The 12,458-nt window shown below is 50.1% G+C and carries 8 protein-coding genes; 6 read left to right on the top strand and 2 right to left on the bottom strand.

Features of this window, described 5'->3' with window-relative positions; translation table 11 throughout:
• Positions 1–126 precede the first annotated feature (126 nt).
• Positions 127–690 (top strand): flavodoxin family protein, encoded by a 564-nt coding sequence (locus J3B89_RS18880; protein WP_215399188.1) that lies wholly within the window; start codon positions 127–129, stop codon positions 688–690.
• A gap of 139 nt (positions 691–829) precedes the next feature.
• On the top strand, positions 830–1,096 hold the full coding sequence (locus J3B89_RS18885; RefSeq protein ID WP_215399189.1) for a DksA/TraR family C4-type zinc finger protein: 267 nt from the start codon (positions 830–832) through the stop codon (positions 1,094–1,096).
• A 77-nt stretch (positions 1,097–1,173) separates the two neighbouring features.
• Here J3B89_RS18885 and J3B89_RS18890 read toward each other — a convergent pair whose 3' ends face one another.
• The gene (locus J3B89_RS18890; protein WP_215399190.1) at positions 1,174–4,428 is read right to left on the bottom strand and encodes a S41 family peptidase; all 3,255 of its coding nucleotides are present in this window, start codon (positions 4,426–4,428) and stop codon (positions 1,174–1,176) included.
• A 239-nt stretch (positions 4,429–4,667) separates the two neighbouring features.
• Here J3B89_RS18890 and J3B89_RS18895 point away from each other — a divergent pair, with 239 nt between their 5' ends.
• The 4 genes from J3B89_RS18895 (at position 4,668) to J3B89_RS18910 (ending at position 11,290) form a co-directional block, all read left to right on the top strand.
• Positions 4,668–5,261, top strand: coding sequence for a PEP-CTERM sorting domain-containing protein (locus J3B89_RS18895; protein ID WP_215399191.1), 594 nt, complete (start codon positions 4,668–4,670; stop codon positions 5,259–5,261).
• Between the two features lie 281 nt (positions 5,262–5,542).
• Positions 5,543–6,727: an efflux RND transporter periplasmic adaptor subunit gene (locus J3B89_RS18900; RefSeq protein ID WP_215399192.1), complete on the top strand. Its 1,185-nt coding sequence runs from the start codon at positions 5,543–5,545 to the stop codon at positions 6,725–6,727.
• A 17-nt stretch (positions 6,728–6,744) separates the two neighbouring features.
• Positions 6,745–9,918, top strand: a complete 3,174-nt coding sequence (locus tag J3B89_RS18905) for an efflux RND transporter permease subunit (RefSeq protein WP_215399193.1) — start codon at positions 6,745–6,747, stop codon at positions 9,916–9,918.
• Positions 9,919–10,006: 88 nt separating this feature from the next.
• Positions 10,007–11,290: an Nramp family divalent metal transporter gene (locus J3B89_RS18910; RefSeq protein WP_215399194.1), complete on the top strand. Its 1,284-nt coding sequence runs from the start codon at positions 10,007–10,009 to the stop codon at positions 11,288–11,290.
• A 7-nt stretch (positions 11,291–11,297) separates the two neighbouring features.
• Here the strand turns inward: J3B89_RS18910 and J3B89_RS18915 are convergent, their stop codons facing one another.
• On the bottom strand, positions 11,298–12,278 hold the full coding sequence (locus J3B89_RS18915) for a sugar phosphate nucleotidyltransferase (protein ID WP_215399195.1): 981 nt from the start codon (positions 12,276–12,278) through the stop codon (positions 11,298–11,300).
• Positions 12,279–12,458 lie beyond the last annotated feature (180 nt).

Here is a 12,458-nt window from a genome sequence, read left to right on the forward strand (position 1 = left end):
CTGATGCTGCACCAGCAAGTTATGCAAAGCAAAGCCGCTTAATCGCGGCTTTTTAAATACACAGTTCAAAGATAAAACCTTGATCAGGAGAGTATTGATCAAGGGAGTATTGATAAGGAGGGGTAAGTGAGAACAGTCGCAGTAGTGTTTTATTCTGCCAGCGGTAGTACCCGGCAATTAGCAGCAGCGGTAGCTAGCGGAGCTGCAACCGTGCCTGATGTAAATGTTATGCAGGCCGAAATTGTCAGCGCTGATATCAGCGCCGGGCGGTTTTGCAATAGCAAACTGCTGGAAGATTTAACCAATGCTGATGCCATAATATTTGGCTCGCCTACTTATATGGGGTCTGTGTCGGCACAGTTTAAAGCCTTTGCCGATGCCAGCAGCGAGTATTGGGAGCAGCAGTTGTGGGCTAATAAAATTGCTGCCGGTTTTACCATTGGCAGCAACTTTAGCGGCGATCAGTTACATACGCTGCAGTACCTGCAAATTCTGGCAAATCAGCAGGGTATGTTATGGGTAGGGCTGGATATTCCCGGTAATCAGGACGATAGCGGGCTTAACCGGCTGGGGGCGCAATCCGGCCTTATCGCCCACTCAGCCGACGGGCTGTTACACGAAACGGATTTACTTACCGCACACTACTTAGGCCGGCGCGTGGCCCAGCTTAGCAAAAGGTTTGTCGGGTAACGGTGTCGGGTTAAGCGTAGTAAGGTGTTGAATTTGTTGGCAAGCGCACAGACTTACCGTTTAGCTAATGCTAGTCTTTTATTTTGGCTGCAGTGAATCACACTTGACTGCATTAATCCTTTAAAGATTGGAGATTGTTATGGCTGGAGGTTGGTCACGGGATGGTGCTATTCAGGAGCAAATAGATGCCAGCGTTGACGAAGCCGTGCAGCGCGCACGCAGCCAATTAACTAATGGCGACAGCGCGGTGAACTGTGAAGAGTGCGACCAGATTATTCCTGAGCAGCGGCGCAAAGCAATTCCCGGCGTGCGGCTTTGTGTTGCTTGTCAGTCCGCACTGGAAAAGCAGGAGACGCAAGCGGGCGGCATTAACCGTCGTGGTAGCAAGGATAGCCAGCTCAGATAAGCTGATGAGTAACGAACACTTGATTGGAAGATAAAAAACCGCTGGCTGGCAGCGGTTTTTACGGTTGGTGCGGGAGATTATAAACCCAGTTTAGTCGGCATGGCCGGGGCTTTGCTGTGATCTTTGGGCGGGTTAGCTTTCAGTTCGGCCAGCGTATGCTCAATTGCACGTTCCAGCTGTACATCCCGGCCTTTGTTTACTGCTATCGGATCCAGCTCTACCTCGATATCCGGCGCTACGCCTTCGTTTTCTACCCGCCATTCGCCATCCGGCGTGTAAAAGCGGAAGAACGGCACAACGTGGAAGCCACCGTCTATCATATTCGGGTTAGCTGAAATACCAATTAAGCCCCCCCAGGTGCGGGTACCTATGGTTTTACCCAAGCCCAGGCGCTTAAAGGCCCAGGGCAGGAAGTCGCCACCTGAGCCGGCGTCCTGATCAATCAGCATGGTTTTCGGGCCGTAAATGCCTGCGCCCGGTGTGGTAAACACTAAACCGTCACGGTCTTTCCAGCCGGATAAAAACGGCCGGCCAAGAATTTCGGTAATGTAGTTTGCTGCCTGGCCGCCGCCATTTTTACGCTCGTCAATAATTACTGCCGGTTTATCGGTTTGCGCAAAGAACATGCGGTTAAAGAAGTAAAAACCACCATCTGCGGTGTTAGGCAGGTAAACATAGGCCACTTTGCCATCGGTTTTTTCTGCCACTAACTGGCGGTTTTGTTCTACCCAGTGCCATAAGCGCAACTGGCTGTCGTTGGCTACCGGCTCTACGGTAATATTGCGACGGTTTTTGCCACGGGCATCGTCGGCAATGCTCAGTACCACCTGCTTACCCAGGGTGTTATCCATAAAAGCGTGGATATTGTCAGAGGCGTTAAGCTCTTTGCCGTTAATAGCCAGCAGGTAATCACCGGCTTTGGCACTGGCGCCCGGCACATTTAACGGTGCTTTTAAGAACGGGCTCCAGCGATCGCCCTGATACACGGTTTTAAACTGATATTTACCGTTGCTGATAACAAAGTCGGCACCCAGTAAACCGGCTTTGGTCGGGTTTTCCTGGTGTACATCGCCGCCACCAATCCGGTTATGGCCAACCTGTAGCTCGGCAATCATTTCTACCAGTACGTCGTTTAAGTCTTCACGCCGCTGCACGTGTTTTAGCATGGGCTGGTATTTGTCATATACCGCCTGCCAGTTGATGCCGTGCATTTTGGCATCATAAAAGTACTCTTGCTGCATACGCCAGGCGTCGTTAAAGATTTGCTGCCACTCCTGCGCCGGATCAACAAAACTGCGTACTTCTGCCAGGCTTACAGGTTTGGCTTCAGGTTTAGTTTTGGCATCACCTACCTGCAATGTATTTGGCAGGCTGACTAACAGCAGCTTTTTGCCATCGTCACTCAGGTTATAGCTGGCCAGGCCATCTTTTACCTGTTCGGCTTTTTTCTCTTCAAAGTCAAAGCGGTATAAGGTGCCGTTGTTTTGGCCGTTGCTGCCGGGTAATTCATTGCTGGCACCTGGTTGTGTGCGTTCTACGTAAAATAGCGCACCGTCGCTGGCCACGCTTAAGCTGTCGTAATTACGCTCTGGCAGCGGCAGCGCCACTATGCGGTTTTGTAAACCGGCAAGATCAATTTTTACGGCTTTAACCGCAGTTGCTTTATCGTCTTTATCTTTTTTATCGTCTTTGCTTTCAGCCGCTTTTAGCGGTTCATCACCGGTTTTAGGTAATAACGGCGATTTACCATCGGCAGAGAGCACATAAGCATAAATGGCTTTACGTACCGGCCGCTCGCGGGTAGATAAATCCAGCCCCACCTGAGACGGGCCGGTGTTGACCGAGGCAGTAAAGTACAGATAATCCTGGGTAAATACCGGATCATCAGCCTGGCTTAAGCCATCGGTAATTTGCGTGGCTTTGTTGGTGTTAAAATCAAACAGTTTTATCTGGCTGAAATAGTTAGCGCCGGATACCGTATAAGCTAGGTAGCGGCTGTCGGGTGAGAACGACACATTAAAACCGTCGCGCCTCTCTGAGGTATCCAGTTTTTGGCTGCGTTTGGTTTTAAGGTTAAACACATACAGGTTTAAATGGTTGTCGTGGTAAGCAATCAGGTTGCCGTCTGGCGAGAAGCTCAGCAGGTTGAAATAGCCGGTGTCTGACAATGCAAAAGTTTCTGCTGCGCTTAAGCCATCCTGAGCCTGTAGCACCAGTTGGTGCTTATTACTGGCATCAGAAATATAAGCCACTTTGCTGCCATCCGGGCTCCACAGGCCATCAAACTCATTAATACCGCTGCTTTGCGTAAGGTTACGGCTACTGCCATCTTTTACCGGCACGGTAAACACATCGCCACGGGCGCTTAGCACTAACCGTTGACCGGTCGCCGACAAACGGGCGCGGGTAAGGGTTTTGCTGGCGTCTTTCCACTGTGGTCGCAATTGTGCTGACTGGGTATTAATATTTATTGTCAGCGGCGAGCTTTGGCCGCTGCTGACATCCAGCTTGTGCAAAAAGCCACCGGCTTCGTACACTATGGTGTTGCCATAGCCTGCAGCGCTGCGTAAATCCCAGTCGGTGTTGTTGGTCAGTTGCGTTACCTGCTTGTCGCTGTAACGAAACAGGTTAACGGCTTTATTGTCGCGATCTGACAGGAAATAAACCGTGTTGTTAAGCCAGAACGGGTTAAATTCGTTGGCATTAGGGTGGGGGATCTTTTCCAACTGCTGTTTTTCTAAATCGATTATCCAAACCGGCGGGGTGCTGCCACCACGGTGCAAACGCCAGCCACTGGCGCCGCTGTACGCCATATTGTTCGGCCGGTAGGCCAGCTTTTTGCCATCACTGCTTAAATCGCCTTCAAACGCCACGGCTTGCATTAACTGCTGTGGGTAGCCGCCATCAATACTAACTTTATACAGCTGATTACTGCGGCTGTTGGCTATTTCGCGGTTAGAGGCAAAGATCACGCTTTTGCCATCCGGGGTCCAGCCGTTTACTGTGTCTGCGCCCGGGTGAAAGGTCAGCCGTTTGGCGGCACCGCCGCTAACCGGCATAACGTATACATCGGTGTTATTGTCATAGCTGGCAGAGAAGGCAATCCAGTTACCATCCGGAGAAAACTTCGGCGCAAATTCGCTGGCCGGGTGGCTGGTTAGCTGGCGTGGGTTTTGGCCATTTTTATCGCTAAGCCAAATATCGCCGCCGTAAACAAAAGCAAGGTGCTCTGCTGAAATATCCGGCTGGCGCAGCAAGCGTGTGCCATCATTGGCAAAGGTAGCGCTGCTTGCCAGCGCACATAACAGTGCAAGGTAACGTGGTTTAAACATGATGTATCCTTGTTATGGTTCTGATTCGTCCACAAGTAAAGCACATTGTGTTGCGGCGGCAAAACATCAGGTTGTAACAGTTAGTGTCAGTATGTCATGTCAGCTTTGTTTACATTTAGTCATGCCAGGCGAAGCTGGATTTTATTATGTTAATGAATATTCTTGAATTTTTTTTATGGCACAGGTTTTGCTTTGCTGCAGCAGTAGTAATTCAGCAGTACATAAGAAGGATGCTGTTTATGTTGAAGAAAGCCATTGTTTCAATGTTGTTATTGTCTGTATCATGTTTTTCCCACGCTGGTCTTATCAGTGCCGATTTTCGCACTGAGTCACATTTACCTGATTATTCGCAATCAGGTGCAAAAACCTATCAAAATCTGGCTGCCGGGATCGGTGGTGGCGCAGAGCTGAAAAACAAACATCTGCTGGCAAACCCGTCTAACTGGGGTGGCGGTGTAGTATGGATGGACTTTGATCCGTTAAGCAGCATTTTGACATTAACATCAAAAGATAGCTGGGATTTTCAAACTTTTGATGCATGGATGAGCAACATTCTGTTTAGCGAGCCAGGTGAATCTATCCTTGGCTTTTCGCTGTTAAGTAATAATCTGGTCACTAATGGTATTCAGCCGGTACTGTCATACACCGCTAACAGCCTGCATATTGCTTATAGTAGTGTGCCGGTATTTAATTTTACCGGTGGCCAGGCAACATTTTTAGTCCAGACCGGTATTGCACAGGTTCCGGCAACTGTACCTGAGCCTGCTTCACTGGCAATTTTTGGTCTGGCACTGTTAGGCCTGGGTTTTAGTCGCAGAATGTCGCGCCGCTAATAAATACCACGCTTATACAAAAAAAGCCCCGCTTCCGGGGCTTTTTTATGCCGGCAGCTTTATTTTATCCGGCACTGCAACGCGCAATGATTAGCTGAAAAATACGCTGCAACAGCTTTTTACAATTCTTCATATTTATTTTATCCCGCTCGGTAAAAAATATGCTATTTTACTGGCGTTTAATCTTATTTCCTCGCTTATATTGCATAACATTCCCGCGTGGTACTGCTGCAGCCTGCGTTGCTGCCTGCAGTTAAGGCGGCCAGCTTAAGGGTGCTTGTATGACAAGAATGTCATTATCTTCCGGTACAGCTAAATTAACAGCTGTCATGTTTTCATTGGGCTTATTGAGTGCCTGCTCAGAGCCTTCTGCCGCATCAGACGCCGGTGGCGCAGGTATGCCACCTGCTACCGTAAATGTGCAAACTGTAGAGTTGAAAACAGTACCGCTGCTAATCGAAAGCCCGGCTTTGCTGGCAGGTTCGCGCGAGGTGGAAATTCGCGCCAGAGTGTCCGGCATTCTGGAAAAACGCAATTTTACCGAAGGTGCATCGGTTAAAGCTGAACAGACATTATTCAGCCTGGATGCTGCGCCTTTTCAGGCAGCGGTAAACCGTAATAAAGCAGAATTAGCGGCGGCACAAGCACGCCGGGCGCAGGCAGAGCGCACACTTAAGCGGCTGGATAAGCTGCGCAAAGATGGCGCTGTGTCGCAACAAGCTTATGATGATGCTTTATCGGCAATGGATGTTGCCGGTGCTGATGTAAAAACAGCAGAAGCCATTTTGCAGCAGTCACAATTACAGCTGAACTATACCGAAGTGCGTTCGCCAATTAATGGTGTGGTTAGCCGTGAGCTGGTATCAGAAGGCTCCCTGGTATCAGGCCCTGAACTGTTGTTAACGCACGTTACCCAGCTAGACCCAATGTATGTGCGTTTTTCTGTCGCAGAGCGCGACCAGCTGAAACTGCGTGCTGAAGCACAAAACGGTAAGGTTGATTTGCCTGAAAAATGGCAGGTTAAGCTGCTGCTGGCTGATGGCTCGGTGTATAACCAGGCTGGCGTAGTAGATTTTTCCGATGTGCGTATTAATACCCAAACCGGCACCAGTGAAATGAAAGCTGAAATTGCCAACCCCGACGCTTTATTGCGCCCCGGGCAGTTTGTGCGTATTCAGCTCGAAGGCGCGGTGCGGCACAACGCCATTGTGGTGCCACAAAAAGCCGTGCTGGACAGTGGTACCGGTAAATTTGTTTACCTGTTAGCTGACGGCGAGCAGGGCGGTAAAGTGGCTTTGCCTGCGCCGGTTGAAGTTGGCGAGTGGGTAAAGCTGGATAACGGTAATGGTTGGGTAATTAAAAGTGGCCTGAAAAGTGGCGATGTGGTGATCATCGAAGGTATGGCACGTATTTTCTTCCCCGGTATGCCGGTGCAACTGGCTGCATCTGCGGCTGATGCAGGTTAACAGGCAAGGATCAGCTTATGTTTTCTCGTTATTTTATAGACCGGCCTATCTTTGCGCTTGTGATAGGTATTTTTATCTGTCTGGCGGGCCTGGCAGCTATGCGCAGCCTGCCGGTAGCGCAATATCCTGAAATTGCGCCACCTGTGGTGCAGGTAATGGCAGTATACCCCGGAGCCTCTTCTGAAGTGCTGGAGCAAACGGTAGCGGCACCGCTGGAAAACGCCATTACCGGGGTAGAGGGCATGATGTATATGTCGTCTACCTCTACCAGTTCAGGCATTACTACTATCTTTATTACCTTTGAAATTGGTACTGATGTTGATCAGGCCGCGGTGAATGTAAATAACCGCGTTAGCAAAGTAGAAGCGCGCTTGCCGGAGGAAGTACGGCGCCAGGGCATAACGGTAGAAAAAGGCTCGTCGAGTTTTTTACAGGTGCTGGCATTTTACTCACCCGATGGCAGCCGTGACGATTTATGGACGTCAAACTATGTCACATTAAACGTGCTGGACCGGTTAAAACGTATTCTTGGCACCACTAACGTACAGATTTTTGGTGCTAAAGATTACGCTATGCGTATCTGGCTGCGACCGGATCAAATGAGCCAGCTTAAAGTCACAGTGCCGGAAGTTGCTGCGGCGTTAAGTGAGCAAAATGCCCAGTTTGCTGCCGGTAAAATTGGTGCCACACCAACCTCGGCCGACGCACAGGAGCTGGTGTATACCGTTACCGCACAGGGGCGTTTTTCTACTGCTGAAGAGTTTGAGAACGTTATTATCCGCGCTAATGCAGATGGCAGTACGTTACGGATAAAAGATATTGCCAGGGTAGAGCTGGGCTCACGTGATTACGACTTTGTCGGCCAGTACAATGGCCAGTCGGCCACGCTGGTGGGTATATTTCTGCAACCCGGTGCTAATGCACTGGATGTAGCGGACGAAGTAAACCGTACTATTGCCGAATTAAAACAGCGTTTTCCAAGCGGTTTAGCTCAGGCTACACCTTATGACACCACCCGTTTTGTTGAGGTGTCTATCAGTGAGGTAGTAAAAACTCTGGCCGAAGCCATGCTGCTGGTGTTTCTGGTGGTGTATCTGTTTTTACAAAACTGGCGTGCTACGTTAATTCCGATTCTGGCGGTGCCGATTTCGTTGCTGGGTACTTTTGCCGGTTTGTATATGCTGGGTTATTCCATTAATACGCTAACGTTATTTGGCATGGTGCTGTCGATAGGTATAGTGGTTGACGACGCCATAGTTGTACTGGAAAACGTTGAACGTATTATGCACGAAGAACATGTGTCGGCGCGTGATGCGGCAATAAAGGCCATGCAGGAAGTATCGGGCCCGGTGGTGGCTATCGTAATGGTATTGTGTGCAGTGTTTGTACCGATTGCCTTTTTAGGTGGCTTAACCGGCGAACTGTTCCGCCAGTTTGCCGTAACCATTTCTATTGCCGTGAGTTTATCCGGTGTGGTCGCATTGGTAATGACACCGGCACTGTGCGTGATGATTTTGCGCCATGAGCATAAACAAACAGCGAAGTTTTTCCTCTGGTTTAATGCGTTTTTCCAGCGTATTACCGGTAAATATGTCTCTACTGTGGGCTTTTTCCTGCGCCGTGGTCTACTGGCGCTGATACTGGTAGGCGGCATGATTTTTATTACTGCCGGTATGTGGAGGGCGACACCGGGGTCACTGGTACCGGATGAAGATCAGGGCTTTTATATAGCGGCGATCTTTTTACCTGATGGTGCCTCGCTGGAGCGCACGCAAAAAGTTACCGAGCAGGTGATTGCTGCTATCCGGTCTAACCCGGCCAACAAAGATGTGATCAGCTTTGCCGGTTTTGACTTTATCGGCGGCGGTTATAAAAACAGTGCAGCTACTATCTTTGTTACCCAGCAAGACTGGAGCGAGAGGGATATCAGCGCCAGTGACCTGGTAAACGAGCTGTTTATGAAAACAGCCGGTATTAATGAAGCATTAGTACTGGCCTTTAACCCGCCGCCTATTTTTGGCCTGGGTAATACCGGTGGTTTTGAGTTTTATCTGCAAAACCGTGGTGATGGCGGGCCGGAAAAGCTGGCTGAAGCTATGGGTATTATGCAGGGCGCTGCCGGGCAAAGCCCGGTGCTGGCCGGCGTGCAAACACTGTGGCGGCCTAATACGCCGCAGCTTAAGGTTAACCTGGACCGCGAACGCGCCAAAGCGCTGGGTGTGCCGGTAAACGACGCCTTTAATACACTGGCCGGTACGCTTGGAACTTACTATGTAAATGACTTTAATAAGTATGGCCGTGCCTGGCAGGTGTTAATGTCGGCCGATGCGCAGTTCCGGATGAAACCAGACGACATCAACCATATTTATGTTAAAAGCCAAAGCGGTGAGATGATCCCAATGTCGGCACTGGCCGAAATTCAGTACAGCTCGGGCCCGGACAATATGGAACGCTACAACAATCTGCCGGCAGTAAAACTGTTGGGTAATGCTGCACCCGGTTACAGCTCGGGCCAGGCGATTGCCGAGATTGAACGTATTGCCAACACCATGTTGCCACCCGATATCAGTTACGACTGGACCGGCAGCGCCTTTCAGGAAAAGCGCAGCGGTGGTACCACCGGTTTAGCACTGGGCATGGCGGTGGTAATGGTGTTTTTAATTCTGGCGGCGCTGTATGAAAAATGGTCACTGCCACTTTCAGTATTACTGGCGATGCCATTTGGTATCTTTGGTGCGTTGGTTGCCGTTTGGCTGGCCGGTTTAACCAACGATGTGTACTTCCAGATTGGCCTGGTAACCTTACTCGGGTTAGCAGCAAAAAATGCCATCTTAATTGTTGAATACGCGCTGATGAAAACGCAGCAGGGCTGGAGTACCGGCACCGCTGCGCTGGAGGCTGCACGTTTGCGTTTCAGGCCCATTATTATGACCTCTCTGGCGTTTATTCTGGGTGTGGTACCACTGGCATTTAGCAGTGGTGCCGGTGCCGGGGCGCGCCACAGCGTAGGTACAGGCGTAATGGGCGGCATGATGGCGGCAACTTTCCTCGCAGTATTTTTTGTACCGTTGTTTTTTTACTGGCTAACCGAGTTACGCATTCGCGAAACCCGCAGCAAGCAGCAACTGGCAGAGGAAATTGCAGAGCATCACCGCCAGGAGCATCTGGACACCCAAGAAGGTTTGCTCTGAACTGACGGCTGACACTGCGAACAGTTAAGCCAAATGGCGCTGCCTTATGCTAAGGTAGCGCCATTGTTATTTTTGTCATCTGCTAACTATGTCCGACACGTTATCCAATAAACAGACGCCCGCACATAAAAGGTCGTGGTTTGGCCCTGCAACCTTAGTTACTGCCGCCTTTATTGGCCCCGGAACCGTTATTACGGCATCACTTGCCGGGGCTAACTATGGTTATGCCTTAGTGTGGGCGCTGCTGTTTTCCGTATTTGCCACTATGGTGCTGCAGGAAATGGCGGCCCGGCTGGGTATTGTTACTGGCCGTGGTTTGGGTGAAAACCTGCGTGAGCTGGTACGCCAGCCACTCCTGCGCTGGCCGCTGCTACTGTTGGTGGTGGCTGCTATTGTTATTGGCAACAGTGCCTATCAGGGCGGTAACATCAGCGGTGCAGCGCTGGGGGCTGAGGCATTGTTTGGCCATCTGCCATTGATCCAACGCTGGCACAGCAGTACCGGTATTAACCTGTGGGCGCTGTTGCTGGGAACTGTAGCGGCAGTGGTATTGTGGTTTGGCCAATATAAGCTGATTGAGCGTTGTCTTATTGCTCTGGTGCTGCTAATGAGCCTGGCGTTTATTGGTACTATGCTGCTGACCAAGCCGGATTTGGCCGCGCTGTTTAGCGGCGCTTTTATGCCGGTTATTCCGCAAGGTGCGCTGTTAACTGTGGTAGCCCTGATTGGCACCACGGTAGTGCCATATTCGCTGTTTTTACATGCCGCCGGAGCAGCACAAAAATGGCCGAAACAACATACCGACACTAATACCGCACTTAAGGCGTCACGTCAGGATATGGCAGTTGCTATTCCGCTTGGTGGTCTTATTTCTATTGCCATAGTATCAACAGCTGCTGCGGCGTTTTTTGGCCGTGAGCAACAGCTGGAAAACGTAGCACAATTAGCACAAAGCTTAACGCCCTTGTTTGGTAATGCCGCTACCTGGTGTCTGGCGCTGGGCCTGATGGCGGCCGGTTTATCATCGGCTATTACTGCGCCGTTGGCGGCGGCTTATGCGTTGTCGGGTATTTTGGGTAAGCCGCTTAATCTTAAGCTGCCGCTGTTTCGCCTTACCTGGTTGTTTATTATTGTGTGTGGTGTGTTGCTGGCGTCGCTGGGGATCCGGCCGGTAAGTGTAATTTGGTTTGCTCAGGTAGCTAACGGTATTTTATTGCCGTTGATGTGTTTATGCTTATTACTGGCAATGAACCATGCTTTACTGGGGCCATATAAAAATAACCACTGGCAAAACGGGCTGGGTGTTCTGGTGTTGCTGATAAGCCTGTTATTAAGTGGCCGCAGTCTGGCCCTGGCATTTTCGCTGTTATAACTATTTGCTAGGCATATAGCGGGTGCTGATGTTGCAGCGTTAAGCGCTGCATAGCACGGATGCATAGCCTTATTTTGGGTTCCTGGGTGTTGGCTGCCAGTATCGGCCATTGCTGCGCTTGTCCTTCAAGCCAGTCGGGGTGCTGTAGTATATCCAGCCTGCTGTGGAAGTAAGCAGCTAAAGTACCGACATCACGCCAGTAGTGCGGCAGGCTTTGCCCGCCAGGTAACTGGTTATTGCTAAAGTTGTACACGCAGGCTTGTTGCTGGCGAAACAGCGTAGGTAGCAGGTCGTGACCAAAATCGACCGGTTGTGACGGGTTGGTGTTATCCAGCAACTGATACAGGCAATCGGCATTAAATAAATAGTTACCCATCGACGCCAGCGCATAGCCCGGCTTGCCCGGTATTTGCGGTACTTCGCCCTGTGGTTTTTCAATAAAACCACAGATACGATGGTTATCGTTTACTTTAAAAATACCAAACTGCCGGGCCTGAGCCACCGGCACTGCTATGGCTGCAACAGTTACAGCAAGTTGTTGCTGTTGATGAAAAGCCAGCATTTGGCGGTAGTCCATTTTATAAACATGATCGGCACTTAATACCGCTATAACATCAGGGCGCTGATCGCGAATAACACTAAGCTGGGCGGCAACTGCCCCTGCTGTACCCTGGCAAACAGACGCAGGTGCCTGATACCATTGTAAAAAACCACTACGGTTAAACACAGGTTGCCAGAATTGCTGTAAATGCTGGTGCAGGCTGCGGGGTTTGTATTGGGTTAATACCAGCAGCTGTCGTAAGCCTGAGTGCCATAAATTACTTAGCACAAAGTCAATAACACGCCGCTGCCGGATAAAAGGCAGGGCCGGCTTAGCCTGCTTTAATGTCAGCGGTTGCAGTCTTTTACCGGCACCACCGGCCAGCACTATGCTAAGTACCTTAGGCTGTTGTGATACTGATGCCGGTGGCATAGGCGCTCTGATCATAGCTGACCTCCGTAAAAGTTATTTGCTCAATAAATGTACATCATGCTGGCAGGCCGTGTTTGATATGTATCAAATGAATTTATGATAATCAGTGCGAATTGCCGCACTTTTAGCCTTTCTCCGGCGGCAGATAGCAGCTGTCTGAATATTTTCAGATAGTTAGCAGGTTTAGTCATACAA

The organism is Rheinheimera oceanensis, from assembly GCF_018831085.1.
GTDB lineage: Bacteria > Pseudomonadota > Gammaproteobacteria > Enterobacterales > Alteromonadaceae > Alishewanella > Alishewanella oceanensis.

Excerpts from the sequence above, each read along its gene's own strand:
- J3B89_RS18910 (WP_215399194.1), top strand. The coding sequence starts at position 10,007 with ATGTCCGACACGTTATCCAATAAACAGACGCCCGCACATAAAAGGTCG.
- J3B89_RS18900 (WP_215399192.1), top strand. The coding sequence starts at position 5,543 with ATGACAAGAATGTCATTATCTTCCGGTACAGCTAAATTAACAGCTGTC.
- J3B89_RS18895 (WP_215399191.1), top strand. The coding sequence starts at position 4,668 with ATGTTGAAGAAAGCCATTGTTTCAATGTTGTTATTGTCTGTATCATGT.
- J3B89_RS18885 (WP_215399189.1), top strand. The coding sequence starts at position 830 with ATGGCTGGAGGTTGGTCACGGGATGGTGCTATTCAGGAGCAAATAGAT.
- J3B89_RS18915 (WP_215399195.1), bottom strand. The coding sequence starts at position 12,278 with ATGATCAGAGCGCCTATGCCACCGGCATCAGTATCACAACAGCCTAAG.
- J3B89_RS18890 (WP_215399190.1), bottom strand. The coding sequence starts at position 4,428 with ATGTTTAAACCACGTTACCTTGCACTGTTATGTGCGCTGGCAAGCAGC.
- J3B89_RS18905 (WP_215399193.1), top strand. The coding sequence starts at position 6,745 with ATGTTTTCTCGTTATTTTATAGACCGGCCTATCTTTGCGCTTGTGATA.